At 40.7% G+C, this 24,681-nt stretch carries 32 protein-coding genes, 1 tRNA gene and 1 riboswitch; of the genes, 10 read left to right on the plus strand and 23 right to left on the minus strand.

The features are described 5' to 3' along the window. Nucleotides 1–170 precede the first annotated feature (170 nt). From efp to V7L95_RS17970, 4 genes are all read right to left on the minus strand, one after another. Complete coding sequence (gene efp / locus V7L95_RS17955; protein WP_007501192.1) at nucleotides 171–728, minus strand: elongation factor P; 558 nt, start codon at nucleotides 726–728, stop codon at nucleotides 171–173. Between the two features lie 25 nt (nucleotides 729–753). Beyond that, a complete protein-coding gene (locus tag V7L95_RS17960) occupies nucleotides 754–1,815 on the minus strand; it encodes a Xaa-Pro peptidase family protein (RefSeq protein ID WP_017367581.1) in 1,062 nt (353 codons plus the stop codon). Further along, nucleotides 1,812–2,255, minus strand: coding sequence for a type II 3-dehydroquinate dehydratase (gene aroQ, locus V7L95_RS17965; protein ID WP_007501195.1), 444 nt, complete (start codon nucleotides 2,253–2,255; stop codon nucleotides 1,812–1,814). The genes V7L95_RS17960 and aroQ overlap by 4 nt, the downstream gene beginning before the upstream one ends. A 109-nt stretch (nucleotides 2,256–2,364) precedes the next feature. Beyond that, nucleotides 2,365–2,892 (minus strand): YqhR family membrane protein, encoded by a 528-nt coding sequence (locus tag V7L95_RS17970; protein WP_035390792.1) that lies wholly within the window; start codon nucleotides 2,890–2,892, stop codon nucleotides 2,365–2,367. Nucleotides 2,893–3,113: 221 nt separating this feature from the next. Here V7L95_RS17970 and V7L95_RS17975 point away from each other — a divergent pair, with 221 nt between their 5' ends. Together V7L95_RS17975 and V7L95_RS17980 are read left to right on the plus strand one after the other, a co-directional pair. Beyond that, nucleotides 3,114–4,070 (plus strand): DUF1385 domain-containing protein, encoded by a 957-nt coding sequence (locus V7L95_RS17975; RefSeq protein ID WP_017357970.1) that lies wholly within the window; start codon nucleotides 3,114–3,116, stop codon nucleotides 4,068–4,070. 38 nt (nucleotides 4,071–4,108) lie between these two features. Then, entirely contained in the window at nucleotides 4,109–4,504 is a 396-nt protein-coding gene (locus V7L95_RS17980) for an SA1362 family protein (protein WP_007501201.1), read from the plus strand. On the opposite strand, the gene V7L95_RS17985 is transcribed toward V7L95_RS17980, so the two are convergent. The 3 genes from V7L95_RS17985 to V7L95_RS17995 all read right to left on the minus strand — a co-directional run bounded on the left by V7L95_RS17985 (nucleotide 4,501) and on the right by V7L95_RS17995 (nucleotide 7,038). Further along, complete coding sequence (locus V7L95_RS17985) at nucleotides 4,501–5,376, minus strand: patatin-like phospholipase family protein (protein ID WP_079920609.1); 876 nt, start codon at nucleotides 5,374–5,376, stop codon at nucleotides 4,501–4,503. The genes V7L95_RS17980 and V7L95_RS17985 overlap by 4 nt on opposite strands. Nucleotides 5,377–5,681: 305 nt before the next feature. Continuing rightward, the gene (gene mntR, locus V7L95_RS17990; RefSeq protein ID WP_003215946.1) at nucleotides 5,682–6,116 is read right to left on the minus strand and encodes a transcriptional regulator MntR; all 435 of its coding nucleotides are present in this window, start codon (nucleotides 6,114–6,116) and stop codon (nucleotides 5,682–5,684) included. A gap of 85 nt (nucleotides 6,117–6,201) precedes the next feature. Continuing rightward, nucleotides 6,202–7,038 carry a biotin/lipoate A/B protein ligase family protein gene (locus V7L95_RS17995; protein WP_017357972.1) on the minus strand — a complete coding sequence of 279 codons (837 nt, stop codon included), beginning with the start codon at nucleotides 7,036–7,038 and terminating at the stop codon, nucleotides 6,202–6,204. Nucleotides 7,039–7,257: 219 nt separating this feature from the next. Between V7L95_RS17995 and V7L95_RS18000 the strand changes: the two genes are divergently transcribed. After that, the gene (locus tag V7L95_RS18000) at nucleotides 7,258–7,638 is read left to right on the plus strand and encodes a rhodanese-like domain-containing protein (RefSeq protein ID WP_024718853.1); all 381 of its coding nucleotides are present in this window, start codon (nucleotides 7,258–7,260) and stop codon (nucleotides 7,636–7,638) included. 40 nt (nucleotides 7,639–7,678) lie between these two features. Here V7L95_RS18000 and gcvPB read toward each other — a convergent pair whose 3' ends face one another. Genes gcvPB through gcvT form a run of 3 tightly spaced genes read right to left on the minus strand, consistent with a single transcriptional unit; the run spans nucleotide 7,679 to nucleotide 11,592 of the window. Further along, nucleotides 7,679–9,139 (minus strand): aminomethyl-transferring glycine dehydrogenase subunit GcvPB, encoded by a 1,461-nt coding sequence (gcvPB, locus tag V7L95_RS18005; protein ID WP_039166001.1) that lies wholly within the window; start codon nucleotides 9,137–9,139, stop codon nucleotides 7,679–7,681. Further along, nucleotides 9,132–10,478, minus strand: a complete 1,347-nt coding sequence (gene gcvPA / locus V7L95_RS18010) for an aminomethyl-transferring glycine dehydrogenase subunit GcvPA (RefSeq protein ID WP_025207616.1) — start codon at nucleotides 10,476–10,478, stop codon at nucleotides 9,132–9,134. Before gcvPA ends, gcvPB begins: the two co-directional genes overlap by 8 nt. Before the next feature lie 16 nt (nucleotides 10,479–10,494). After that, the gene (gcvT, locus tag V7L95_RS18015; RefSeq protein WP_035390798.1) at nucleotides 10,495–11,592 is read right to left on the minus strand and encodes a glycine cleavage system aminomethyltransferase GcvT; all 1,098 of its coding nucleotides are present in this window, start codon (nucleotides 11,590–11,592) and stop codon (nucleotides 10,495–10,497) included. Nucleotides 11,593–11,795: 203 nt separating this feature from the next. Beyond that, a riboswitch (glycine riboswitch) is annotated at nucleotides 11,796–11,903 on the minus strand. A gap of 250 nt (nucleotides 11,904–12,153) precedes the next feature. Here gcvT and V7L95_RS18020 point away from each other — a divergent pair. From V7L95_RS18020 to V7L95_RS18035, 4 genes are all read left to right on the plus strand, one after another. Further along, nucleotides 12,154–13,824 (plus strand): SNF2-related protein, encoded by a 1,671-nt coding sequence (locus tag V7L95_RS18020; protein WP_017357976.1) that lies wholly within the window; start codon nucleotides 12,154–12,156, stop codon nucleotides 13,822–13,824. 14 nt (nucleotides 13,825–13,838) lie between these two features. Next, nucleotides 13,839–14,636 (plus strand): YqhG family protein, encoded by a 798-nt coding sequence (locus V7L95_RS18025; RefSeq protein ID WP_017357977.1) that lies wholly within the window; start codon nucleotides 13,839–13,841, stop codon nucleotides 14,634–14,636. 184 nt (nucleotides 14,637–14,820) lie between these two features. Then, entirely contained in the window at nucleotides 14,821–14,985 is a 165-nt protein-coding gene (locus tag V7L95_RS18030) for an anti-repressor SinI family protein (protein WP_008342197.1), read from the plus strand. Between the two features lie 33 nt (nucleotides 14,986–15,018). Further along, nucleotides 15,019–15,354, plus strand: coding sequence for a helix-turn-helix domain-containing protein (locus V7L95_RS18035; RefSeq protein ID WP_017357978.1), 336 nt, complete (start codon nucleotides 15,019–15,021; stop codon nucleotides 15,352–15,354). 67 nt (nucleotides 15,355–15,421) lie between these two features. Here V7L95_RS18035 and V7L95_RS18040 read toward each other — a convergent pair whose 3' ends face one another. Genes V7L95_RS18040 through tapA form a run of 3 tightly spaced genes read right to left on the minus strand, consistent with a single transcriptional unit; the run spans nucleotide 15,422 to nucleotide 17,430 of the window. Then, on the minus strand, nucleotides 15,422–16,222 hold the full coding sequence (locus tag V7L95_RS18040) for a TasA family protein (protein ID WP_008342195.1): 801 nt from the start codon (nucleotides 16,220–16,222) through the stop codon (nucleotides 15,422–15,424). A gap of 58 nt (nucleotides 16,223–16,280) precedes the next feature. Continuing rightward, nucleotides 16,281–16,853, minus strand: a complete 573-nt coding sequence (locus tag V7L95_RS18045; protein WP_017357979.1) for a signal peptidase I — start codon at nucleotides 16,851–16,853, stop codon at nucleotides 16,281–16,283. A 49-nt stretch (nucleotides 16,854–16,902) separates the two neighbouring features. Then, nucleotides 16,903–17,430 (minus strand): amyloid fiber anchoring/assembly protein TapA, encoded by a 528-nt coding sequence (tapA, locus tag V7L95_RS18050; protein ID WP_017357980.1) that lies wholly within the window; start codon nucleotides 17,428–17,430, stop codon nucleotides 16,903–16,905. 252 nt (nucleotides 17,431–17,682) lie between these two features. Here tapA and V7L95_RS18055 point away from each other — a divergent pair, with 252 nt between their 5' ends. After that, nucleotides 17,683–18,009, plus strand: a complete 327-nt coding sequence (locus V7L95_RS18055) for a DUF3889 domain-containing protein (RefSeq protein ID WP_017357981.1) — start codon at nucleotides 17,683–17,685, stop codon at nucleotides 18,007–18,009. 34 nt (nucleotides 18,010–18,043) lie between these two features. Here V7L95_RS18055 and V7L95_RS18060 read toward each other — a convergent pair whose 3' ends face one another. The 9 genes from V7L95_RS18060 to V7L95_RS18100 all read right to left on the minus strand — a co-directional run bounded on the left by V7L95_RS18060 (nucleotide 18,044) and on the right by V7L95_RS18100 (nucleotide 23,591). Beyond that, the gene (locus V7L95_RS18060) at nucleotides 18,044–18,238 is read right to left on the minus strand and encodes a YqzE family protein (RefSeq protein WP_008342191.1); all 195 of its coding nucleotides are present in this window, start codon (nucleotides 18,236–18,238) and stop codon (nucleotides 18,044–18,046) included. Nucleotides 18,239–18,298: 60 nt separating this feature from the next. Next, nucleotides 18,299–18,682 carry a competence type IV pilus minor pilin ComGG gene (gene comGG / locus V7L95_RS18065; protein WP_017357982.1) on the minus strand — a complete coding sequence of 128 codons (384 nt, stop codon included), beginning with the start codon at nucleotides 18,680–18,682 and terminating at the stop codon, nucleotides 18,299–18,301. After that, nucleotides 18,679–19,176, minus strand: coding sequence for a competence type IV pilus minor pilin ComGF (gene comGF / locus V7L95_RS18070; RefSeq protein ID WP_017357983.1), 498 nt, complete (start codon nucleotides 19,174–19,176; stop codon nucleotides 18,679–18,681). The genes comGG and comGF overlap by 4 nt, the downstream gene beginning before the upstream one ends. Then, complete coding sequence (gene comGE, locus V7L95_RS18075; RefSeq protein WP_017357984.1) at nucleotides 19,118–19,432, minus strand: competence type IV pilus minor pilin ComGE; 315 nt, start codon at nucleotides 19,430–19,432, stop codon at nucleotides 19,118–19,120. Before comGE ends, comGF begins: the two co-directional genes overlap by 59 nt. Next, the gene (gene comGD, locus V7L95_RS18080; protein ID WP_017357985.1) at nucleotides 19,416–19,862 is read right to left on the minus strand and encodes a competence type IV pilus minor pilin ComGD; all 447 of its coding nucleotides are present in this window, start codon (nucleotides 19,860–19,862) and stop codon (nucleotides 19,416–19,418) included. Before comGD ends, comGE begins: the two co-directional genes overlap by 17 nt. After that, nucleotides 19,855–20,148 carry a competence type IV pilus major pilin ComGC gene (gene comGC, locus V7L95_RS18085; RefSeq protein WP_008342186.1) on the minus strand — a complete coding sequence of 98 codons (294 nt, stop codon included), beginning with the start codon at nucleotides 20,146–20,148 and terminating at the stop codon, nucleotides 19,855–19,857. Before comGC ends, comGD begins: the two co-directional genes overlap by 8 nt. Before the next feature lie 16 nt (nucleotides 20,149–20,164). Further along, nucleotides 20,165–21,205, minus strand: coding sequence for a competence type IV pilus assembly protein ComGB (gene comGB / locus V7L95_RS18090; protein ID WP_017357986.1), 1,041 nt, complete (start codon nucleotides 21,203–21,205; stop codon nucleotides 20,165–20,167). Continuing rightward, nucleotides 21,186–22,256 carry a competence type IV pilus ATPase ComGA gene (gene comGA, locus V7L95_RS18095; protein ID WP_017357987.1) on the minus strand — a complete coding sequence of 357 codons (1,071 nt, stop codon included), beginning with the start codon at nucleotides 22,254–22,256 and terminating at the stop codon, nucleotides 21,186–21,188. Before comGA ends, comGB begins: the two co-directional genes overlap by 20 nt. 465 nt (nucleotides 22,257–22,721) lie before the next feature. Further along, entirely contained in the window at nucleotides 22,722–23,591 is an 870-nt protein-coding gene (locus tag V7L95_RS18100) for an STAS domain-containing protein (RefSeq protein WP_007501231.1), read from the minus strand. 99 nt (nucleotides 23,592–23,690) lie between these two features. On the opposite strand from V7L95_RS18100, the gene V7L95_RS18105 reads away from it, so the two are divergent. Beyond that, nucleotides 23,691–23,761: transfer RNA gene (locus tag V7L95_RS18105), tRNA-Gln, on the plus strand. Between the two features lie 55 nt (nucleotides 23,762–23,816). Here V7L95_RS18105 and V7L95_RS18110 read toward each other — a convergent pair. Then, nucleotides 23,817–24,197: a Spx/MgsR family RNA polymerase-binding regulatory protein gene (locus tag V7L95_RS18110; protein WP_007501232.1), complete on the minus strand. Its 381-nt coding sequence runs from the start codon at nucleotides 24,195–24,197 to the stop codon at nucleotides 23,817–23,819. 212 nt (nucleotides 24,198–24,409) lie between these two features. Here V7L95_RS18110 and V7L95_RS18115 point away from each other — a divergent pair, with 212 nt between their 5' ends. Next, a complete protein-coding gene (locus V7L95_RS18115) occupies nucleotides 24,410–24,652 on the plus strand; it encodes a DUF2626 domain-containing protein (protein ID WP_003217440.1) in 243 nt (80 codons plus the stop codon). The last annotated feature ends 29 nt before the right edge of the window (nucleotides 24,653–24,681 follow it).

The raw sequence follows: 24,681 nt of genomic DNA on the forward strand, positions 1-24,681 counted from the left end.
TAGAACCTCCAGCTTTTTTTACACTATATGCTTCACTAGCTAGAAGTAGTCTTGTTTTTCAAAAGGAAGAGAGATGGATGAGAGAATAGAGTAAGGGGTGTCATAACGAGGCGTCCTATTTTTCAAATAAAAAAAGACTGTAAACACGAGGTTTACAGTCTCTCTGTTCATTACGCTCTTGAAACGTATGAACCGTCAGATGTATTGATCACTAGTTTATCACCTTGGTTCACAAAGAAAGGAACGTTCACGATTAAACCAGTTTCTGTTTTTGCAGGTTTTGATCCACCTGATGTTGTATCGCCTTTAATACCAGGCTCTGTTTCTACTACTTCTAGTTCTACAGTGTTTGGAAGTTCTACTCCAAGTGTTTCATCACCGTACATGACGATTTGAACCGACATATTTTCAAGCAAATATTTCAGCTCATCTTTGATTTGCGCTTCGCTTAGTTCAAGTTGTTCGTATGAGCTTGTATCCATGAATACATGCTGATCGCCATTTGCATATAAATATTGCATTGTTTTTGTTTCAATTTGAGCTTTCGCTACTTTTTCACCTGCACGGAATGTTTTCTCTTGAATCGCACCTGTACGCAGGTTACGCAGTTTCGAACGGACAAACGCTGCGCCTTTTCCTGGTTTTACGTGTTGGAAATCCACTACACGCCAAATACCGCCGTCCACTTCAATTGTCAGGCCTGTACGAAAATCGTTTACTGAAATCATTTTGTCATCCTCCTACATTTCACCATCATAATATGATAAGTTCTTTCGGTGAGTGGGTCAATCGTTTATTGCCGTCAGCTGTCAGGACAATATCATCCTCAATTCTCACGCCGCCGACATCCGGCAAGTAAATGCCTGGTTCAACTGTCACAACCATTCCCTCTTCTAACACGACATCTGAGCGCGAGGAAAGGCCAGGTGCTTCATGTACTTCCATACCAAGACCATGTCCAGTCGAATGCCCGAAGTATTGACCGTAGCCATACTTTTCAATGATGTCTCGTGTGATGCGATCAGCTTCTTTTCCTGTTAAGCCTGGCTTGATTTTATCCACACCAGCGTTTTCTGCTTCTAATACGATATGATAAATTTCCTTTAATTTGTCGCTTGGTGTTCCTACAGCAATGGTTCTAGTCATGTCTGAACAATAGCCTTTATAATAGGCACCGAAATCCAGTGTCACCAAGTCGCCAGATTCAATCACCTTTTCGCTCGCTCTCCCGTGTGGCAGGCTTGAACGAACGCCAGAGGCAACAATCATATCGAATGAAGATCCTTCTGCCCCTTCTTTTCTCATGAAAAATTCAAGCTCGTTCATGACCGCAATTTCTGTCAGGCCCGGCTTGATGTACGTGAGAATATGATCAAAGGCACGATCTGCAATCTTCGCAGCTTCCTCTAATATCTTAATCTCTTCATTAGACTTAATCAAGCGCAACTTTTCAACTGATTCTGAGACTGGAACAAGCTCGATACCGCTTGCTTTCCCCGAGTACTGCTGGTAGGTGGCAAATGTCATATGGTTTTGTTCAAAACCAAGACGTTTCACCCCAAATTCGTTTGCCGTTTGGACAGCAGTTTCCACAATGTTTCCTTTATGTTCAATGATGTCATAGCCCTTTACTTGATCCTTGGCTTGCTCTGTGTAACGAAAATCCGTAATAAAGGCGGCACGATCCTTTGAAACGATGGCAAGACCGGCTGATCCAGTAAAACTCGTCATATAATGTAAATTAAAGCTGCTCGTAATCACTAAACCATCTATGTCTAATTCAGCTAAAAGTTTTCTTAGTTTTTCAAGTTTCATGATACTGCTCCCCCTTCACTGACTAAATAACGAATCGCCAATTTATATCCTTCTAAACCGAGTCCAACGATTTGACCTTGGCATACTGGAGCAAGAACCGAATGATGGCGGAATTCCTCTCTCTTATGAACATTTGTGATATGTACTTCGATGACAGGTAACGTAATACTTGCAATGGCATCTCTCAGTGCATAGCTATAGTGGGTAAAAGCACCCGGGTTAAACACGACGCCATCGTACTGGTCTTCTGCTTCATGGAGCGCATCGACCAAATCTCCCTCGTGATTCGATTGAAAGAACGTCAATTGAATATTTGCTCTTTCTGCAAACTGAAACAAATCCGTTTCTAAATCTGTTAATGTTTTACTTCCATAAACTCCTGGCTCTCTCTTGCCGAGCCTATTTAAGTTGGGCCCATTCAGCACTAGAAAATGAGGCATATGACCACTCCTTCACCCTAATTCACTCTATATCGATGTCTGTTTCTTTTTCCTTAGAAACCTTTCGTTTCCAAAAATAATTTTATCATATGAATGGTGGATTTACACTTTATTCTGTCTTTTTCCCGAGTGCCCTTGCAAGCTTCTGACTCGTTAATTCATTATATTCAAATGAAATACTGTATCCGACAAACATGCCATATAAAATATATAGGCAAAATGTCGTCACAATGGTGCTTTGCTGCAAATCTTGCACTTGCTTCACATCGGGGAATATAGGATTAAATACATAAAAAACAAGCAGCCATAAAATCGCGCCATAGATCAGCCCCATCCAAAAACCTTTTATCCGTTTGAGCAGTCCATAATAAATAAAGGCTGCCCCAATAGATAAAATCCCTAAAAGTACAATACTCATAAATGTACCAAGTCCGCCTTTTTTCCATTCACCAAGCACAAATGGCTGCAACAGCATATTTGGACTCACCTCTGAAAAATGAAACATATGGGTCAGAAATCCGATAAAGCCCCAAAAAACTCCGCCGACAAAACCTGTGGCTGCTGCCCTTGCCACCATTGAAGACGTTTGTACTGATTGATTTTTTTCTTCTTGGTTTTTCTTTTCATCACGTTTCATATAAACACCTCCAGCAAGTAGTATGTCCAAAATGTCATGAAAAAAAAGGATTTCCGTGCGAGAGTGTAAAATTTTTATAACAGGGTATACTGGCTAAAAAGAGGTAGATAGAATTCTAGTAGATAATCGACCTGTGAGCTAGTGATTTCCCCTCTTTTCCTGTACAATAAAGGTATAAGGAAATGCATGTAAATTACAGGAAACAGGCAGGTTGATGAAATATGTCCAATCAAACAAAACCTCCAGCATATGGAGGGCAGGCAGTTGTGGAAGGTGTCATGTTCGGAGGTAAAATGAACTATGTGACAGCGATTCGGCGTAAGGATGAGTCGATTGAGTTTTTAAAGCTTCCCCGGACCTCCAATAAACGAACCGCCTTTCTTAAGAAAATCCCTTTTGTCAGGGGTGTTGCTGCACTTGTTGAAGCAAGCGCAAACGGCAGTAAGCACTTAAACTTCTCCAGCGAGCGCTATGACTTAGATCCTTCTGAAGATCATTCTCTTGAAAAAGAACAAAAAAGCTCGAAATTATCAATGATCTTTGGCATTGCTGTGATCGGAGTTCTCTCTCTTCTTTTTAGTAAATTTGTCTTTACTTTAGTGCCTGTCTTTTTAGCTGAACTTGTGCGTCCGGTGTTTTCTGGAAACTTCGCACAAATTGCAGTGGAAACATTCTTTAAATTGATCCTGTTATTAGGCTATATTTACTTTATTTCCATGACCCCTTTAATTAAAAGGGTATTTCAATATCATGGGGCAGAACATAAAGTCATAAACTGCTATGAACAGAATCTTGACATCACAGTGGAAAATGTCCAAAGCCAATCTCGCCTGCATTATCGATGCGGCAGCAGCTTTATTTTATTCACTGTCATTGTCGGCATGTTCGTCTATTTACTCGTACCGACAGATCCTTTATGGGTGAGAGTTCTGAATCGCTTGGCGCTTATTCCGGTTGTTCTGGGCATTTCATTTGAAGTGCTTCAGCTCACAAACAAACTCCGTGACGTGCCAGTGCTTAAAGTGCTTGGCTATCCTGGCCTTTGGCTGCAATTGCTCACAACAAAAGAACCCTCTGATGATCAAGTCGAGGTAGCCATTGCAAGTTTTAATGAACTTCTTCGTTTAGAGGAAGCATCTGCGAAACAAGCATCAGATTCTGCTCATCAAGTGATCTAGTTTATAAATCCGGTAAATTCTTTCGGAGGTGGACAGTTATGAATCGCCGAGTACATCCTGCTTTTACCATTATTTTCGCTTTAGGTGTTTTGGGATTTGTGTATTTACTCACAACGAATCCAAGCAGACTCTTTACAATGCTGCTATCAGTTGTGATCGTTGGAGCGGTTCTATTTTTCTTATTTAGATGGCTGATGAATCGAAGAACTGGAACAGAAGGAAATCTTTATCGTAAAGCAGTCAAACAATCAAAACGTCGCTACCAGCAGCCTAAACCAAAAACGAAAAGCCAGATGAAAAACCGGGTCACTCATTTGCGAAGCGTGCCGACTGACCACAAGTCGAAGCCCGTCCTTCTCAAAAAGAAAAGCCAAACACATTTGACAGTCATTGAAGGCAAGAAAAACAAAAAGAAAAATCGCGCCTTATTTTAAAATGTCCAGCTCTTTAAAAATTGCTCGGCCTTCTGTCTGCCTAGATCGACGAGCGCCCTTTTCTTTTCTGTCATCAGCTGAAAATCAGTGGCAATGACGTGTTCTACAGGAATAAAAATAATATGACGTTCGTGTTTTGTGGCAATATGTCTTTCGTCATGAGCACCACGCATCGTTTCAAATAGAGCGCCAAACAGTTCAAACGCATTGCGGATGGAATGTTGAGGGCGTTCTTTTTCGTTTGGGGTTAATGTGACACCGACAAACGGTCTTTTTTTCTCTTCAGCAAAAAGCCAAATCGGAAAGTTGCTGAGCACGCCGCCATCCACTATGGTACAAATTCCTTTTGAAGACCTCAGTTTGACAGGTTCGAAAAAATACGGCAGACTGCAGCTCATCCGAATGGCTCTGGCAACAGAAAACCGTTCTGGATTTAATCCATAGGAAGGAAGGTCATCTGGAAGGACAAGGATTTTGCCATTTGTTAAATCAGAAGCGACGATTTTGAGCGTATCTTTTTTCAGATCCCCGAATACGGTGACGCCTTTTCGTTTTAACACGTCTGTCAGCCATTTTTCTAGACGGTCACCTTTGTAAAGGCCAAGACGCCAATAAATAGACACCCACCTGAGCATTTTAAACGGGATGAATTGACACCTTCGATCAAGCAATTGATGCTCATCCATTTCGTCTAACAGCTCCCGAATCTCCTGACTCGTAAAACCCGCTGCGATGAGTGAAGCAATGATCGCTCCCGCACTTGTTCCAGCGAGACGGACAAATTGAAACCCTCTTGCTTCAAGCGCTTCATAGGCGCCTGCAAGTGCTGCACCCTTAATGCCTCCACCTGAGAACACACCATCTATCTTCATCAAGGAGCCCCCTTTTCTGTCACACTATTAATAGTGTAGGAGCAATTGCCTTTCATTAGAACTATATTCAAAAAGGACACCCTTCGCCAGGTGTCCTTTCAGCGTGTAGACAAACCATCGCATTCGGTGTCAGTCCTGCGCTCCGGTGCTTACGAATGTCAAATTCGCTCCGCTCCGATGCTCGTCCTTCCTAGACTGCAAAGGTTTTCTTTCACGCTGAAAAGAAGACAAAGAGCTAAAATAAAGTACATTTTACCCCTTTGTCAACAATTTAAAAGGACACCCATCGCCAGGTGTCCTTTTTCTTAAGATTCTTGATTTGTTTGTTCATTTTTCTTTTGAATCGCTTTCAGCTGAACAGATCGCTCATCGTTTTCTTCAAAGAATTGGACGAGGTCGCCAATACGGTCAATGCTGTTCCAGCTGAGATGATGCTCAATACCTTCTACATCATCATAAATTTTCTCTTCATCTACACCAATGATTCTTAAAAATTGCTCTAGCAGTTCATGTCTGTATACGAGACGTTTTCCAATTTTTTTGCCTTTCGGGGTTAAAATTAGACCACGATATTTCTCATAAATGAGGTATTCATCTTTATCTAGCTTCTGAACCATTTTTGTTACAGAGGAGGGATGGACAGCGAGGGCTTCTGCAATATCAGATACTCTTGCATATCCTTTTTCTTCTATCAGCATATAAATTTGTTCAATATAATCTTCCATACTAGGTGTAGTCATAAAACCCCTCCAAAATGCACCTTTACTTAATAATCATAACAATTCTACACCATCGCTCATTAAAAAACAAGAAGAGTCCTTCGTCTTAACGCTTGTAATTCCAATCATCTGTGGCGTATTTCGTTTTGGCGAGGTGATGAACAAATGCCAACTCTTCATCTGTCAGCTCATAAGGCACAAGCTCGATATTTAATCCTTTTTCAAACCCTCGTTTAAATGCAACACGCGCATCGTCTATCGTACATGTTCGATCTGAAATTTCATTGATCGCCACCGCTTTGTTTTTAAAGCTGCGCTGCATCCGCTCTCTCACCCGATCGTTTGGATAAAGAAATAAATCAAACAATTTATCCTCATCAAGATCAATTAAAATCGAGCCATGCTGGAGGATCACACCTTTTTGTCTTGTTTGCGCACTGCCTGCTACTTTTCTGCCTTCTACAACAAGCTCGTACCATGAAGGCGCATCAAAACATACAGACGATCTTGGATTTTTTAAGCTTTCTTTTTCTTTTTCTGTACGAGGAATAGCAAAATACGCATCGAGTCCCAGTTCTTTAAAGCCCTCTAAAATCCCTTCTGAAATGACGCGGTATGCCTCTGTCACCGTCGCCGGCATCTCTGGGTGCTCTTCTGACACGATGACACTGTAGGTCAATTCCTGATCATGAAGAACGCCGCGGCCTCCTGTAGGCCTGCGAACAAATCCAAGACCATAGCGCTCAACCGCTTCCATGTTGATTTCTTTTTCAACATGTTGAAAATATCCAACAGATAATGTCGCTGGATTCCAACCATAAAAACGGATCACAGGCGGGATCAGCTTCTCGCTATGCCAATAAAGCAAGGCTTCGTCCATTGCCATGTTAAAGGCAGGGTCTTGGTTTCCTGTATCAATGAAACACCATTTCTCTTTTTGCATATAAAATCCCTTCTCTTTTACGTAGTCAACGTTAGATGACGGTGGTGACCACCGATTTTCTCTCTTCATCAGTCTATCAAATAGGGAAGGAATTGAAAATAATTCTTACCATTTATGATGACAAGTTTCTTTTGCTTTACTATAATAGTATTTGTCTAAAACGTACCATCAGACAGGTGACTGTGCTGATGCTCAAGAAGGAGTCGAGTCGTATTGCCAATATTCAACTATATCGTCCTCTCACTTTGTGGACTTTTCGTTCTTTATTCCATCGGCAGTTACATTTATCAGCAGCGCATTATGAAAACGCTGACGGAAGCAGAATTTATCAAAGGTTACCGCAAAGCCCAACTCATTGATGTGAGAGAACCAAATGAGTTTGAAGGTGGACATATTTTAGGCGCAAGAAACATTCCCCTTTCACAATTAAAGCAGCGCAAAAATGAAATACGCCCTGACAAGCCTGTTTATCTCTATTGCCAAAATAATTTGAGAAGCGGAAAGGCTGCTCAAACGTTACGTAAAAATGGCTGTCGTGAGATTTATAATTTAAAGGGCGGCTTTAAAAAATGGGGCGGCCGCATTAAAACAAAGAACTAACAAAAAAGACTCTGGGAGCTATTGCCCCCCATGAGTCTTTTTATTTTCTTTCAAAAACCAGCACTGGATTCCGTGCAGCCTTTGTTTCATCCATTCGTTTCACAACGGTTGTATGTGGTGCTTCCTGTACGATTTCTGGGTTCTCTTCCGCTTCTTTTGCAATTTGAATCATCGCTTCAATAAATGCATCAAGGGTTTCTTTTGATTCTGTTTCAGTTGGTTCAATCATGATACATTCCTCTACATTGAGCGGGAAGTAAATCGTTGGCGGATGATAGCCAAAATCAAGTAATCGTTTGGCAATATCCAGTGTCCGCACACCTAGTTTCTTTTGACGTTTACCTGAAAGGACAAATTCATGCTTACAGTGGCGGTCAAATGGCAAATCATAATGAGCACATAAGCGGCGCATCATATAGTTTGCATTCAACACCGCATGATCAGTTACAGCCTTTAAGCCGTCTGGTCCCATAGAGCGGATATACGCATACGCTCTGACATTGATACCAAAGTTCCCATAGAACGGTTTCACACGGCCGATGGATTCTGGACGATCGTAATCAAAGAAATAACGACCTTCTTTCTTCACAAGCACTGGCTTTGGCAAATATGGAATCAAATCCTTTTTCACGCCAACTGGACCTGAACCAGGGCCTCCTCCTCCGTGTGGACCTGTAAAGGTTTTATGAAGATTTAAGTGAACCACATCAAATCCCATATCCCCCGGTCTTGCTCTGCTTAATACGGCATTTAAGTTCGCTCCATCATAATAGAGCTTCCCGCCTGCTCCGTGGACGATTTCAGCCATTTCTAAAATATTTTCTTCAAAAAGGCCAAGTGTATTTGGATTTGTGAGCATGAGAGCCGCCGTTTCTTCATTGACAACACGGCGCAGGTCGTCTAAATCGACAAGCCCATGTTCATTAGATGCCACCGTAATCGTTTCAAATCCAGCTACGGTTGCAGATGCGGGATTTGTTCCATGAGCAGAATCAGGCACGATGACTTTTGTTCGTTTAAGATCTCCTCTTGCTTCATGGTATGCACGAATCATCATGAGCCCCGTCCATTCGCCATGTGCTCCTGCCGCAGGCTGTAATGTCACGGCGTCCATTCCTGTAATTTCTTCTAAATGGTCACCTAAATCATAAAGCAACTCCAATGCACCTTGCACAGTGTCTGCCTCTTGAAGTGGATGCACATGCGAGAAGCCTGCAAGACGTGCCACCTTTTCGTTAATCTTTGGATTATATTTCATCGTACAAGAGCCTAGAGGATAAAAGCCAGAATCGACCCCGTGATTACGCCTAGATAATGCTGTGTAGTGACGCATAATATCCAGTTCAGAAACCTCTGGCAGCTCCGCATCTTCATGGCGGATATACGCTTCATCAAATAAATCTGGGAGCTTCTCCTCAGGTACGTCTAAATCAGGCAGGCTGTAACCAATTCTTCCTTCTTTGGATAATTCAAAAATAAGCGGCTGATCTTGTTTATTCATGACGATCCCCCAATTCCTTGATGAACGTATCAATTTCTTCTTTTGTTCTTAGTTCTGTCACAGCGACAAGCATATGCTGCTGAAGCTCTGGATAATCCCGTCCCAAGTCATATCCACCGATGATTCCTTTTTCAAGCAATCGCTCATTCGCTTCTTTCACAGGTTCATTCAGTTTCAACACAAATTCATTAAAATGAGCGCCCTCTATTTCAGCCTGTAACCCATGTTTTTCTGCCTGCGTCTTGGCATAATGGGCCTTTTGTACGTTTTGATAGGCAATGTCTTTGATACCTGTTTTCCCAAGCGCCGTCATCGCAACAGAAGCGGCTAACGCATTTAATGCTTGGTTCGAACAAATATTTGAAGTCGCTTTGTCTCTTCGGATATGCTGCTCGCGCGCTTGAAGGGTCAGCACAAATCCTCGCACACCGTTCTCGTCTTCTGTTTGCCCGACTAAACGCCCCGGCACTTTCCGCATTAATTTTTTCGTCACAGCAAAATATCCACAATGAGGTCCGCCAAATGCAGCTGGAATGCCAAATGGCTGCGCATCACCAACGACAATATCTGCCCCAAGCTTTCCTGGAGGTGTCAGTAAACCAAGTGCAAGCGGGTTGCTTGAGACGATGAATAAACTTTTCCCTTTATGTGCAATCGGTTCAATGTCTTTTAACGGTTCAACAACACCGAAGAAGTTTGGGTATTGTACAAGGACCGCTGCTGTTTCCTCGCAGACAGCTTCTTCTAATGCAGCTAGATCGGTCTGACCTTTTCGCGCAGGTACCTCGACGACTTCAATATGCTGTCCTTTCGCATATGTTTTCAGCACCGCTCTTGATTCAGGATGAACCGTTTCAGAGACCACAACCTTTTTCTTCTTTGTATGTCCTGCAGCCAGCATCGCCGCTTCAGCTAATGCCGTTCCGCCATCATACATCGAGGAGTTGGCAAGATCCATACCGGTCAGCTCAGCAATCATTGTTTGAAATTCAAAGATTGCTTGCAATTCACCTTGAGAAATTTCAGGCTGATAAGGTGTGTACGCTGTATAAAATTCAGAACGTGAAATCACATGGTCGACAATCACAGGCTGGTAATGATCATACACACCAGCACCTAAAAACGAGGCATAGGCCACTGTATCTTTATTTTTTGCAGCAAGACGAGACAATTCCCGCACTAGCTCTGTTTCTGATGCGGCTTCTTTAATGTTGTACGCACCTTTGAATCTGACTTTCTCTGGGATATCTGAGAAAAGCTCATCAATTGACTGAACACCGATGACATCCAGCATTTCTTTTTGATCTTGCTCTGTTTGCGGCAAATACCTGTGCTTCATCCTCTATTCCTCCTCGTTATTTGGCTCTTTTATAAAATGGTGTGGCGACAATTTTGGCTTTTAGACGTTTTTTGCGAACTTGCACTTCCACTTCTGTCCCAAGCTGCGCCTCTGATGTTTCAATCAAGGCAAGCCCAATATTTTTCTTTAATGTTGGAGATTGTGTACCGGTTGTGACTAAACCAATCTGCTTATCTCCTGAGAAGACTGGATAGTCTGTCCGCGGAATCCCCTTATCTATCATTTCAATCCCGACAAGCTTTCGCTTTGGTCCTTCTTCTTTTTGTTTTTTAAGTGCATCTTTTCCGATAAAATCTGCTTCTTTATCCGTTTTAACAGCAAAACCAATGCCGCCTTCTAAAGGAGAAATATCCTTCGTGAGCTCTTGGCCATAAAGCGGGAGTCTTGCTTCAAATCTTAAGGTGTCACGTGCACCGAGTCCACATGGGATCAGTCCTTTCGGCTGTCCGGCTTCTAATAAAGCGGTCCAAAGGTGAACAGCATCTTCTGACTGGCAGTAGATTTCAAAGCCATCTTCTCCTGTGTAGCCGGTTCTTGATACAAGCACCTCTTTTTGCGCAATGATTGCTTTTGATAAAAACGTAAATGGCTTCAATGACGTTACCTCTTCATCCGCAACATCTTTGATGATGTCATCAGCAAGAGGTCCTTGAAGGGCTAACAAGGCGGTTTGATCAGAGACATTTTTAATCGAAACGTCTTCCTCACCTTGATGTTTAAGCAGCCAATCCACATCTTTTTCAATATTTGAAGCATTGATCACAAGTAAATAGTTGTTCTTTTCTTTTTGGTAGACGAGCAGATCATCCACCGTTCCGCCATCTTCATAACACATGGCTGTATATAGTGCCTTACCGTCTGTCAGCTTTGACAGATCATTGGTTAATAACCTTTGTAAAAAAGGAAGGGCTCCCTGACCTGTGACTTCCACCTCACCCATGTGAGACACGTCAAACAGCCCTGCTTTTGTTCGAACAGCTTCATGTTCTTCTTTAATGGAAGAAAATTGGACAGGTAATTCCCAGCCCCCGAAGTCAATGGTTTTTGCGCCAAACGTTTCATACGCATGAAAAAGCGGTGTTCGTTTCAACATCAATCGTTTCCCCCTTTTTTCTTACAGTGCACATCACAAGCTGAATTTTCAGAAAAAAATCACAGCAAAAAAGGACAGAGCGCTCCCTTTTATCAAAAAGAAGTCTCTGTCCTTGCACCTGAAAGTTTACAGCACAACATCATTGTGCGTTTTCCCCTTTGGTGGTTTGCTAAAAATCGCTGCGCAAACACTCTCCAGAGTTGCGTCCGGTAAGAGTACTTTTGCCTGAGAGATTCACTGAACCAATTCAGCTTGCTCCTTCGGCGCCTGTCAGTGCAAAATAACCGCTAGGTCTCTCCCCATACCATCATCCGCTCATATTCTTCACCTTTATTGGACATACTATCAAAATGGGTGACTTATTCTCTAGATCACTTACCAACATCCTACCATTAGAAATGGATGAAGAGCAACAGAAAAATCATTAACATTTTTAAAATAATCATTCATTATCGTTCGCTTTTATTGATATATAACATCTTTTAAATCGCTATCAAAAAATGAAGCGTTTAAAAACAGAACGATTTTATCATCACTCTACCAGAAAGGCAGGCGGTCACATTGAATATTCAAACGATATTTGATCAAAAATGGGCAAGTGAATTTCAAAAGCGGCTTACAGCAGACGGTCCCTGGGCGAATTGGGATATGTACCGTTTAGCAGCACAGGTACAAAAAGTGACAGCCATTGATTCATTTGAAGGACTGCAAGCACCTGCGCACCTGCCTGCATTTACTCCTTTAAAACACCAGCTCGAAGTCGCTAGAAGAGTCGTAGAAGAGATGAATGGGAAAGCCATTTTAGCAGATGAAGTGGGTCTTGGAAAAACCGTTGAAGCAGGACTGATTATCAAAGAATACATGATTCGCGGACTTGCCAAAAAGATTCTCATTCTCGTACCCGCCTCCCTTGTGTCCCAATGGGTACAAGAACTGCGGACGAAATTTTACATAGATGCTGTCGAGCAAAAGAAGAGCTATGTGTGGGAGCAGTGCGATGTTGTGGTTTCCTCAATTGATACAGCCAAAAGACAGCCGCATCGAGACACGATCTTATCCATCTCCTACGATATGGTCATTATTGATGAAGCACACAAACTGAAAAACAATAAAACGAAAAACTATGAGTTTGTGAGAAATTTGAATAAAAAGTTCTGCCTACTGCTCACAGCCACACCTATCCAAAATCGGATAGGAGAAATTTTTAATCTCGTCTCGCTGTTGAAGCCAGGCCATTTAGGTAATGAAACACAATTTAAAGACCTCTTTGCCAAAAAAGATCTTCAACTTGAAGACCATGACCGGTTAAAACAGTTAGTCAATAAAGTCATGATTCGGAACCGGAGACAAGACACTGGCATCGAGTGGTCAAAGCGTCATGTGAAGACAATTTCTATTGATTTCTCCCCAACAGAACAAGCATTATATGATGAAATTTGTAAGTTAAAAGAAAACCCTTCCTATACGAAGCACATGTTTTCAATTATGACCTTAGAACGAGAATGCTGTTCGAGCCGTGAGGCCGTCTATATGACCATCAAAAAAATGCAAGAAGAGGAAAAACACATTCTAGGCGCTTCTGCTATGATGCAAATCATGGAGAAAATCAACCAGGTAGAACAAAATTCTAAAGCACTTGAAGTCGTTAAACTCATTCAGCAATTAAATGAAAAAGTCATTATCTTCACTGAATACCGTGCGACACAAATTTATTTGCAATGGTTTCTCCAGCAAAACGGCATCAGTTCGGTTCCTTTTCGAGGCGGGTTTAAACGTAGTAAAAAAGACTGGATGAAAGATTTATTTAGAGAGCGGGCGCAAGTGCTCATCGCAACAGAAGCAGGCGGCGAGGGGATCAACCTTCAATTTTGCAACCAAATCATCAACTACGACCTTCCGTGGAACCCAATGCGCTTGGAACAAAGAATTGGACGTATTCACCGGCTCGGTCAAGAGCGGGATGTCCACATTTACAATATGGCAACAAGCGGGACAGTCGAAGAACATATTTTAAAACTTTTATATGAAAAAATTCAGCTGTTTGAAAACGTCATTGGCGATCTAGATGATATTTTAACCCGAATTGATATCCAAGATGCTGAAACAGAATTGCATCAAATTCTCTTCCAGCACGAGTCTGACGTAGACATGAAAAAGAAATTAACCCAATTTGCTTCCTATTTAACAGAAGCACAAACACCGCTTTTAGAAGAAAGACAGCAAGGTTCATAAAGGAGAGTTGACCAATGGAGCAGCGCGAGATTCACACATTTCTTCTCCGTTTCTTTCAGGCAAATCAATGCGACATACTTGAAGAAAGTGCAGGGCACATGACCGTACAGCTGACAATCGAAATGGATAAATTGATCATGAACCGTCCTTTTTATTGGCATTGGCTCGAAAAAACGGGAGGCGTACCTGAGCCACGGCAATTGACTTTGATCACCGATCAAAAAAAAGCTGATGACTCGGTCGAAGGAGAATTTGTCCACTTCGGCTCCCCTCGTTTATTCCAAATATTCGAGGTTGTGAAACAGCAAGGCCGTTTTATTCGGCTGTACGAAAAAGTCAGACCGCTCACAAACAGCCAGATCGCACTGGAGCCGTGGCTTGGTCTCAATGTAAAAATATCCTATCTGGCAGACCGTAAAAAAGATAAACTGCTGTCTCTTGGACTTCATCTAATACGCGGAGAAGTCATCGAACAATTTCAAGAGAAGCTGGAAGCGTGTGAGCTATCGTCTCAAATTCCTGATTATTGCTTTACAATGAGTACGATGATTAAGCCAGAGAGCGGCGTCAAACGGCTTTACAGCCTGATGGAACGTTATGCCAATGAAGAGCCGGATGATTGGGCGGTAAGAGCTGTTCAAAAGTGGAAAGAAGACTCGGAACTTTTAAACCAATTTTATGAAGGGACTTCAGACACATCTGTAGAATATGAAATAGAAAGACAAGCACTTAAAACTTTATACGAACCAAAAATCAGTCTTACGATTGAAAATGGCGGACTTTTTTACTTACAGCAAAAAAGAGGAGGCTGACTTAGCATGTCTCCCTCCCTTTCATGTGATATCAAATTTTCGATCAATCAAAAGCAACGTTTGTCTGTTTGTATTGGGCGGAAACATGACGCAAGCAATCTATGAGGTCTTATCACCTGTGTTTTTCCATTTCATGCGTTAAGTGCCTGAAATACATGATTCAGTATTTTAGGAGGGTATTTGTATGGAAAAGAAAACGAAGTTATTAGACAGTGAATGGGTTCAATTATTACGCGAAGCGCGCAAAGCAGGACTAACAGTAGAAGAAGTCCGTCATTTTCTCAAATCACGCGAAAAGTCCTCTGAGTCTCCCCCTATGGCAAGAAGTCATTCTATCAAACCTTTCTGAATGTGCTATAATATCGAAAGGAAGGTGATGACATTGATTGGCCAGCGTATTAAACAATACCGCAATGAAAAAGGCTACTCACTATCAGAACTGGCCGAAAAGGCTGGGGTAGCGAAGTCTTATTTAAGTTCAATAGAAAGAAACTTGCAAACAAACCCCTCCATTCAATTTCTTGAAAAAGTCTCCGCTGTTCTGGACGTCTCGGTTCATACACTGTTAAACGAAAATGATGAAACCGAATACGATGGTCAATTAGATAGTGAATGGGAAAAACTAGTTCGAGATGCAATGACATCAGGGGTTTCGAAAAAGCAATTTCGTGAATTTTTAGATTATCAAATCTGGAAAAAAAAGCAAGAAGAGGAGTAATGCGCATATTTTAGCGCATACTCCTCCAATTGCTATGCAGATCTTGTTATCAGTCTAAAGACTGACTTTATTTTTTATCTTCGCTGTGTGCTTTTTCGTTTTCTTTCACGTAGCCTTTTTCATCCGTATGCTTTTTCGGATTGATCGTTAAACCATTCCACTGAGTCGCTTCGAAGGAAAGATCAACTTGAATCGCATCGCCTTGGTATTTATTTTGGATATAGTTACCCGCTTTATCCTTCGTCTGGTCATTGACAAATTCAATGATCATTTCCATTTTATCGTAATCAAACGGATTCTTTGGAATGCCGTCATACTCTGGAGCTGTTGATCCATCAACGGTGGCAACATTAATTTTACCACTTTCATGTAAAAACTTCTCATCGACGGCATGACGAAGCTTTTCAAATGCGGTCTGATCCTGCTTTGACGTTAATAGATGCAGGTCAAGCAGGTTTGCATGGTCTAAAATAATATTTTTCGGGTATCCATTCCCACCTTCGGCTCCAACCGTTAGAACACTCACCTGAAATTGGCTGAGGAATTCTTCAGCTGTATTCTTCCCGCCATTTTTCGCTGATGTTCCATCTTGAAATTGGCTGTAATCAAGACTCATCAGGACTTGATTAATTGCAAGAGACCCTTTATTTTCAAAATTAAATTCCTTCTTTATACGGTCACCGGGTTTTATGTTCGCAAGGTTGATGGCGCCGGAATTCTCTTTTGCAGATAGATTCAGCTCTCCTGTAGAGTAGACTGCATTTGCCGTCTCTACATCATTAAATGCAGCCCATGTTCCCCCTCCAATTAAAGCAAGACCTAATGCTCCCGATAAAACACCTAAACGAATTGATTTTTTCATTGCCATGATTGAACCCCCTAATAAATTGTTTTATTGAAACCTGATTTAGGTTACAAACGAAAATTTATGCTTGTTCCTCTGACATATGTAACTCAGCCGTATGTCTTCGATGTTTGGCAGCACCAACAAAATGAATGGTTGAATAAACAAGCAGCATCACCCCTGGAATAATGAGCAAAAGAGCGGTCCCAGCAGAAGTTCCTGCATACGAAAGAAGCTTTCCTGCATAAGGAATGTTCACTCCCGTATACTGCGCAGTCACTTGATTCGCTTTGACGAGCGTGCCGTCTTGATACATATTGTGGTCTCCTTTTGTCTCAAAGGCTTTATTTACTCCTTTTCCTTTCACCCCAACAATGCGGTGAGTCACAAAGGATTGGTCTTGCTTCGTTTGAAACGTAATAATATCCCCTTTTTTGAGTGTTTCAGGTGAGGTGACATGTTTCACGACAATCAATGAACCAGTCGAAAATTCCGGTTCCATTGATCCAGATAATACTTGCTTGAACTCATAACCAAAGATCTGAGGATCTCCGCCTGTTGTCCTTGATGACAACACGACAATAATACACACAATCATCATCGTGAAGACCAGCGCGTAAAGAATACTCCCAGACATTTTCATCCACTTTTTCATACCTTTCTCCCCTTTACATATCATGTTTCATTCAGCAGGCACCCCCTACTTAGGACGCCTTTTCTTGACAATTCGAAAGCTGCATATGTTGAGACGTTAAGAATGGCTTTTCAGAACCACCAAACCCTTTAGGATAATAGATTTTAAACACATAGATTCCATTTGTTTTTGCTTTAACTGACGTGACAGTCGTCGTTTCTTCTGAGGAGAGGGACTGTATAGCACCTTTTTCAATAACATGGCCATCTTGTAATGGCATCTGAACACTCTCTACTTTATGTAGTTCCCACTTCCATTCAGAGTGCGCGATGGGTTGTCCAATATTTTTTAGTGACATGCTCAACTTTTGAGGCGCACAGACTGTCCCCTCAATAATCGTTTGATCGATCAGTTTCAAATGGCTTCTATCCCATTTCTTCGGCTGGCAATGCTGATCTGTCTCTTCGAAATTTTCACATGTTTTCATGACAAAATTCGAATGCTCAACATCGTTAAAAGAAGCATTAGTAGACGTAATAAAAAAAGAAGTGAAAATCAAACAAATAGCACAAAATAGTACAAAGAGCGGCTGTTTCATTGAATCTTTCAACTCCTTGAACAATTGTTCTTTAAAAAGAACGATTACACTCAGTATAAGGAATTACCTATAAAATCCAAAACGTCAAATTAGTCCATTTTGTTCTTAAACAAGAACATTACCGAGAAAATTCTTCCATTTTCTCATTCTTTCGCCATATTCAATATTTTTTTCTGTGACATTTGTACTTCTTAAAAATTTACATAAAAGTGCAGGATTTGGTCAGGATAATAATTGGTGAGGTGATGTTAGTTGAATTATGGAAGAATCATGATCATGCTCAGTTTACTGTTAAGCCCTTTGATCCAAAGCGCCCATGTAGCGGAGGCAAAAGGAATCACTGCTGCCTCAGATCAATGGGAAACAAGGGCAGTCAAAGAAGCAAAAAAACGGTATCCGTTAGCACATGTTTTATTCAAACAAAAAGTGTGGGATCGGCACCGAGAGAAAGAATCCGTGAAGCAATATCATATTACGTTGAAAGATCAGGCCAAAGAATTTGGGGTATATGTCACCATTTCCTATAACCCTTACTCGAACAAGGTCAATAAAGTCATTGTTGTCGAAGAATACAGCTAAAATGGCATTAAAAAAACCGCCTGCTGGCGGCTTTTTACTTTTGTCGATGACGTTGACGTTTTTTTAGCATCATTGAAAAGCCAAAAGGCAGAACACCGAATAAACGCTGAGAAAATGGTGGTTTCGTCTCCATTTTTTCCTGTTTATGTTCTTTCCGCTCGTCACGTGGTGTATTCATATATTTAATAATTTCCTGCGTCATATATTTTACATAATCATTTGTCTTCATCGAACACTCACCTCTTCTTCCTTAAAGTGTTACCAAGAAGAGTATCGTTTTATACACTCGCTAATAAGTGCTGATCCATTGATTGATTTCTCCTGTCTCCTTATTCATCTCTAGTTCCCGCTCGTCAGTTACACCACCATTTGTTTCGATGTTAACCAAGAGGCGGACTATCTTTTTTCTGTGATCGCACCCAATTCGCTTCAATGTCACTCGGCCTTCTTCTGTGACAATTGGGCTCAATCGCTGATCACAAATCCGATTTAATTTATTTGCGGCTTCATTTAGACCCATTCGAAATAACTGCTGTTTTTGATAAAAAGAAATTGTGAGCTCTGCACTTTTCAACTCTTTTTGAAACCCAATGGTCATTGAGCCTAGAATCAATAAAAATAAAAGAATGACAGCAAGTACGTGAGGATAAATAAACCCGTCTTCTCTTTTCACGTTTTAGGAATCACTCCTTTGTAAGTGAAAAAAACAGCTTCATGTACTTGACCAAATACATCTGTGACTTGGAGAGTGGTGGTTTGCTCTTTTGTTCTTACATGGAATTGTTTCACCTTTTGTAATAAAGGAAGATGACCTGCCTGATCCGTTCGTTTACGAAGCATCTCTTGATACGGCTCAATCGTCACCACTCGCCCTTGACTTGAAATATACTCCAGAGCTGTTCCATTTTTCACCGCTCTTACAGCGACAGCACAATTTAGATCCTCCTCTAATTGCAGGACCGTTTGTTTCCACTCCAATTGTGAAAACTTATTGATTTCTGCAAACGGATGAGCTTTTTCAACAATTGATAAAAGCAGCATGCAGCCAAAAGAAAGCAGCAAAAATAGCTGCAATTGCCATATTGCTTGAGCGAGTGTAAAGCCTTGTTCATCGCTCCAAATGTCGAAAGCAAATCGTCTTCTTTTTTTGTACTTTGTATGAAACACATCCCTTCTCCTGACCCCAAATAAATTCATATGTGATCTCGCCTCGTTTCTTTGTACTTGTTTTCTTTTGACCTTCTATAAAAGCTTTATTCATATACTCATGTAAAATTTGATAAGCTTCCAGTTTGGCTCTTAATTCTTCTTTCCCTATTGTCAGTTTTTCAAAGGATGGCACGAGCACAAGAGCAGCAAATAGAAAGAGGTGGCAAGAAAAGAGCATCTCAAACGTACTAAATCCTTTATTGTTGCTGAACATGAATCCGCCCGCTCCCTAAGTAAATCGTGAGTTTATATATTTGACTGCCAAATTGAACAATGAGAGAACCGCCGCTATTTGGATGTCCGTTTTTATTAAAGTGAAGGCCTTTTTGAAATGTGGATTGCTTGATGGTGCCTTTTTTATGTGGATTAGAAGCAATGATCTGCTCACTATTCTGCTCGATGACTTGATAAGATACATTGGGCGGGTGAAACTCAACAGTTACTCGTGTTTTTTTAATAAATGCAGTATAAGATGCCAATTGAAGATCTTGTTTTAGCAAGTTCACTTGCTTTTTTGCTTCAGCACTTTCTAATACATTGGGCACTTTTCCACCTATTATCGATAATAAGATAGAGAAAATCATGACGATCAAGAGCTGCTCAATGAGTGTAAATCCTTTCTCCTGGAAAAGCGATTTATTCATTTTTCACATCGCCGTTTTGAATGAAAATTGCTTTTCCATTTGGACAAGTTAATCCTTTTTTGACATAGCCTTCTTTTTCTAATTCAGCTAAAGATGGCGTCTTGCCGTCATGCTCTAATTCATATGCCATTACCTGTGTACTCACCATTGATTTCAGCCCTTCACAGCCCTTTGCTTGAATGCTTTGATGATGCCGAGTGATATTTGGAATGGTGATCAATAAAAGAATGGAGATCACAAGCATAACAATTAACATTTCTAACAGTGTAAATCCTTTATCATTCATGCTTTAGTCCTCCTTTTCACACTTGTTCCATTAGTTGATACATTGGTAAAAGAATAGATAAATACACAATGAGTATAAGAAATGCTGTTAAGCCATAGATGACAGGCTGCAGCCATGAAACCCATTTTTCAATTTTCAATTCTGCATTCTCTAAAAGAAATTGACTATATGTGTACATTTCTCTTGCTAGCATCCCACTTGCTTCCCCATGCTTAATGACAGCCGCAAAATGCCTTTCGAAAAAAGGAGACCGGCTTATTTGATGTTCCATACTCTCACCTTTTCTTAACTCTCCTATCATTTGTTCAGACATTTCTTGAAGGAAGGGTAAATAGGTCTGCTGTTTAAAAGCTTGCAAACTTTCGTAAATCGATAACCCAGCTTGAAGAAGTCCGCTTAGCTGAAGGGAAAAAAGATACGTATGCATCAGCTGCACCCCTTTAAATACCACCGGCAGCCTGCTGATGACTTTCAGTTTCTCAAGGGTCGATTTTTTCTTAAAAAAAAGCTCATAATATCCAAAAAGACAGATACATATACAACCGATCATGAGCAGCAAAGCGTGTAGGAATTGAAAGAGGCCAAACATTCCTTGAATCAGCCATGACATGCTTGTATTCATAGATGAATATAATAAAGAAAATTGAGGGACGATCATTTGCTGAACAATGATGAGCACAACAAAAACCGTAAACATAAGAAAAATTGGATATCGTAACATGCGCTTGAATGTGTCTATCTGCATAATTTTTCTCTCTAAAAAACGGGCGCTTTGTTCAAGAGCTCGCGCTAGGCTGCCATGTTTCTCTGAAAAACAAAGAATAGCGACGGCTTCCCGCTGAAAATGAAGTCGCTCAAGCACAACGTAAAAAGGCTCCCCTTCAAGCAGCCACTGAATGCCTGGCGTTAAACGCTGTTGCTGTTTTTTTGATAATTGAATATTCACCATCGTTAGTGCATCAACCAATGTATATCCGGCTTGAATCAATTGAGCCAGTTTCGATAAGAATTCAGCTTGTTCTTTTTTAGACCAGGCTTTAGAGGCTCGCTTCTTCATAAACCCATCGATGATATGTGCTTTTTGATAAATAGCCGAGTGCCACTCCTTTCCGAATTAATCTTTGCAGTGTTTCGTATGACGAATGAGCGTATTCACCTTTTGCCTCTTTGATACACTCACCAAGCTCCTTTCCGTAAAGCAATTCAAATACATTTGTTCGTCTGACTGGCCGATTTAGTTTGCAATAAAGCTCACACGTTTCGCCGCAAAATGGACATGCGAGTTCGATTAACCGCTGAGCAGCAATGGCAACCATTGTTTGTTCGAGTTCATTCATCGTCACACCAAATTCGAGCATTCGATAAAGAGCTCCTTTTGCATTCTTTGCGTGCAGTGTGCTCATGACTAAATGACCTGTCAAAGCTGCTCTAATAGCTGTTCTCGCTGTTTCCGCATCTCTTATTTCTCCAAGCACAATCATATCTGGATCATGTCTTAAAATAGCGCGTAAACCTGCCGCATACGTGATACCAGCTTTTTCATTTACTTGAACCTGCAGCACTTCTTCATTTCTTGTTTCCACAGGATCTTCAAGGGTAATAATATTTCGATTAAAATGTTTTTTGGCAAACTGGATCAATGAATAAAGTGTTGTCGTTTTCCCTGAATTTGTTGGTCCAGTAAATAAAATGAGCCCATGCGAATGATTCAGAAACGATAATAATCTCGCTGAAGCCTTCGGGAACAGTGACAAATACTTTGTTTTCGGCACATGATCCTGCGGTAAAATCCGAATCACTAAACTTTCATCATTTACAGTCGGTAATGTAGAAAGCCGAACAAACACTTGACCGCGTCTTAACATCACAGCCAATGATCCATTTTGTGGTCTCCTTCTTTCACCAATATCCATAGAAGATAAAAATTTGAAATGAGCAATGAGCCGCTCTCCGCTCTTTTTGTCAATGATCCGCTGCTGAATGAGGTCAGCGTCTACACGAAAAGAGACTGAAGCTTCCTTTTCTCTCGGAACAATATGCACATCAGATGCTCTCATGCGGCACGCCTCTTCTAGCAGCTCTTGCCCCAAATATTCAATACCATACAAGTGTGTTCACTCCTTTCAGTGACCATATTGTATGATGGTGGAACGTGCCTGACAAAAACGTATTTCATGATTTTCATGACTGAAGAGGGTTAAAAATGTTCAATTTGAGGTGTATTTCATCTATAAATAACAGAAAGACATATCAAAAAATTTGACTTTTACAACAACGGGTTCCGTTCAGAGGAGAAAATAAAAAAGAAGTGCTACTGGCACCTCTTTTTTGATGATCATCATTATTTCATTTTGTTCTTTCATTATGGATGATCTGTTACAAGGAGGTGTCTCCAAATTTAATCCTCCTTAATAGGTTACTGATTTGAAGATAAAGAATATCCTTTCGTGTCTGATTTATGGATAAAAAAAGTGACCAAATCTGTATGCGAATTGGTCATCTCATTCATATGCTCATTATCTTGTTTCTCCTTGTCAACGTACCCGTTACTTTTACTAGTAACATTTTTTGGTTCACGTTGCTTCTTGCTGCTCTTCAAAGATACGAAAGCCTCTTTTTTCTAAAGCTTTTGCAAGGCTGTGTTCAGTATTTACTTTTGAGAAATCAATGCCGAGTTTCACTACAGTTTGAGCGATTTCTGGTCGAATGCCTGATATAATCGTCTCAATTCCTAGCAACTTCGCACTATCAACCACTTTAAACAGCTGATACGCAACCATCGTATCAACAACAGGAACGCCAGATATATCAATAAATAAATGGGTTAGACGCAGTCTAGATGCCTGTTCTAGTACTGATTCCAAAATGATTTTCGCCCTGTACGTATCAATTTCGCCAATTAGCGGCAAAATACCGATCTCTTTTGAAACTGGAATAACAGGCGCACTAAGCTCTTGAATCATTTCTCTTTGTGCATTAAGCTGATTGATTGTCACGCGGTCATACTCTTCTGATAAACGTGCAATCATGTCATCAAATGTTGCGTGAAAATGCTGATTCCAATCGCACACATCTTTGAGTGTCACTTCAAGCTCCGTTTGTTGTGTAAAGGTCTCAATTCTGGAACAAAAAATGTGGCGGAACACCTTAAATTGTCCGATGATTTCATATAAAGGTACTTCATGAACAGCTCGATCGCGGGCAATATCAACTGACCACTTTTTTAGATGGTCTTCTACTTTATCTGATAGCGTGACTAACGTTGCTGCAATCGTTTGAATAAATGCTGTGTTTTGTTCTTTCAGCTTCTTTTCTGTCTCCTCTGAAGCATGTTTGGAATATAATGAGCCTTCTTCTGTTCTTGTTTTCAGCCATTCTTCGGTCATGACAGGGGCTTCTTTAAGAATAAATTCATATAATTGCTCAGATTTTTCATTTTTCATTTCTGTCGTTCGCTCCTTTTTCACTTACAACTAGTGACAACCAACTTTTTATGTATAAATGACCGCAGATGGTGAACAATAGCATTACACGTTTCATATTGGGCTATAGCCAAGTGGTAAGGCAATGGACTTTGACTCCGTGATCGTTGGTTCGAACCCAGCTAGCCCAGTTCAGCACAAAAACGAAGACGGCTGAAACATCATTCAGCTGATCTTCGTTTTTGATTAGGAAACCGATTGATGAATCGCTTTCTTTTTTGAAATTTTCATGAGTTCTCCTGGATTATAGCCGACCACTAATTTATTTCCATCAATGATAATAGGTCTCCGGAGCAGCTTTGGTTTTTCAATGAGAAGCTGAAGTACCTCATTTACTTTTAAATCATTAATATTTAAATTTAAGCTTTTAAAAGCTTGGCTTCGAGTAGCTAAAATTTCATCCATTCCTTCTGTTGTTAAGGAAAGGATTTTTTTCAATTCGTCTAGTGTTGGCGTTTCTCTGAAAAGGTGACGCTCTTTAAAATCAATTTGATTCGCCTTTAACCAATGTTTTGTTTTGCGGCAAGACGTGCAGCTTGGGTATGAATAAAAAGTAATGTCACTCATTAGTCTTCCTCCTTAGGTCGTTAACCTTTTCTCTTATGGACTAAGTACCCTCATAAATTTAGGCATAAACACTTTTTCATCACTTTTTCAAAAAAATTTTTTCTAACGAAAGAATGAATGTTCACACGTTGTCAAAAATGTAAATGTTTACATAACAAGTGATCATCAGCTATAATATGAATCAAAGGGGTTTTTTAAGGGGAGGGAAAGAAATGAATCGCATGTTCCGCGTTCTTGGGTTTTGGACGGGTATTTTTGCTGTCATGTTCTATTTAGGACATATGAAAGATGCATCCTTGCTGTTCTTCGGTCAAACCGTTCTTTTTGTATTTTTATCCTACTTGAATTTATCCGAAAGAATGTATATTTACATTTTCGGAGCGTACTTGACGATTTTCTTTGCCGGATTTACATATTATTCGATTTTCATCATGGTTCCCGGTACCGGACATTAATAGAAAAAAGCATCTCCTTTGAAAGAGAT

It is taken from the genome of Bacillus sp. PPSBB_11 (genome assembly GCF_038023285.1).
Taxonomy (GTDB): Bacteria; Bacillota; Bacilli; order Bacillales; family Bacillaceae; genus Bacillus; species Bacillus altitudinis.

Coding starts and splice junctions, on each gene's coding strand:
- V7L95_RS18025 (WP_017357977.1), top strand. CDS start 13,839: ATGGAGCAGCGCGAGATTCACACATTTCTTCTCCGTTTCTTTCAGGCA.
- comGC (WP_008342186.1), bottom strand. CDS start 20,148: ATGAATGATAAAGGATTTACACTGTTAGAAATGTTAATTGTTATGCTT.
- gcvPB (WP_039166001.1), bottom strand. CDS start 9,139: ATGAATAAACAAGATCAGCCGCTTATTTTTGAATTATCCAAAGAAGGA.
- gcvPA (WP_025207616.1), bottom strand. CDS start 10,478: ATGAAGCACAGGTATTTGCCGCAAACAGAGCAAGATCAAAAAGAAATG.
- V7L95_RS17985 (WP_079920609.1), bottom strand. CDS start 5,376: ATGAAGATAGATGGTGTGTTCTCAGGTGGAGGCATTAAGGGTGCAGCA.
- mntR (WP_003215946.1), bottom strand. CDS start 6,116: ATGACTACACCTAGTATGGAAGATTATATTGAACAAATTTATATGCTG.
- comGE (WP_017357984.1), bottom strand. CDS start 19,432: ATGTTCAGCAACAATAAAGGATTTAGTACGTTTGAGATGCTCTTTTCT.
- V7L95_RS17960 (WP_017367581.1), bottom strand. CDS start 1,815: ATGAAACTTGAAAAACTAAGAAAACTTTTAGCTGAATTAGACATAGAT.
- V7L95_RS17995 (WP_017357972.1), bottom strand. CDS start 7,038: ATGCAAAAAGAGAAATGGTGTTTCATTGATACAGGAAACCAAGACCCT.
- efp (WP_007501192.1), bottom strand. CDS start 728: ATGATTTCAGTAAACGATTTTCGTACAGGCCTGACAATTGAAGTGGAC.
- V7L95_RS17970 (WP_035390792.1), bottom strand. CDS start 2,892: ATGAAACGTGATGAAAAGAAAAACCAAGAAGAAAAAAATCAATCAGTA.
- V7L95_RS17975 (WP_017357970.1), top strand. CDS start 3,114: ATGTCCAATCAAACAAAACCTCCAGCATATGGAGGGCAGGCAGTTGTG.
- comGB (WP_017357986.1), bottom strand. CDS start 21,205: ATGAAGAAGCGAGCCTCTAAAGCCTGGTCTAAAAAAGAACAAGCTGAA.
- tapA (WP_017357980.1), bottom strand. CDS start 17,430: ATGAAACAGCCGCTCTTTGTACTATTTTGTGCTATTTGTTTGATTTTC.
- V7L95_RS18110 (WP_007501232.1), bottom strand. CDS start 24,197: ATGAGTGACATTACTTTTTATTCATACCCAAGCTGCACGTCTTGCCGC.
- V7L95_RS18100 (WP_007501231.1), bottom strand. CDS start 23,591: ATGAAAAATGAAAAATCTGAGCAATTATATGAATTTATTCTTAAAGAA.
- V7L95_RS18115 (WP_003217440.1), top strand. CDS start 24,410: ATGAATCGCATGTTCCGCGTTCTTGGGTTTTGGACGGGTATTTTTGCT.
- gcvT (WP_035390798.1), bottom strand. CDS start 11,592: ATGTTGAAACGAACACCGCTTTTTCATGCGTATGAAACGTTTGGCGCA.
- aroQ (WP_007501195.1), bottom strand. CDS start 2,255: ATGCCTCATTTTCTAGTGCTGAATGGGCCCAACTTAAATAGGCTCGGC.
- V7L95_RS17980 (WP_007501201.1), top strand. CDS start 4,109: ATGAATCGCCGAGTACATCCTGCTTTTACCATTATTTTCGCTTTAGGT.
- V7L95_RS18060 (WP_008342191.1), bottom strand. CDS start 18,238: ATGAAGACAAATGATTATGTAAAATATATGACGCAGGAAATTATTAAA.
- V7L95_RS18030 (WP_008342197.1), top strand. CDS start 14,821: ATGGAAAAGAAAACGAAGTTATTAGACAGTGAATGGGTTCAATTATTA.
- comGD (WP_017357985.1), bottom strand. CDS start 19,862: ATGAATAAATCGCTTTTCCAGGAGAAAGGATTTACACTCATTGAGCAG.
- V7L95_RS18040 (WP_008342195.1), bottom strand. CDS start 16,222: ATGGCAATGAAAAAATCAATTCGTTTAGGTGTTTTATCGGGAGCATTA.
- V7L95_RS18045 (WP_017357979.1), bottom strand. CDS start 16,853: ATGAAAAAGTGGATGAAAATGTCTGGGAGTATTCTTTACGCGCTGGTC.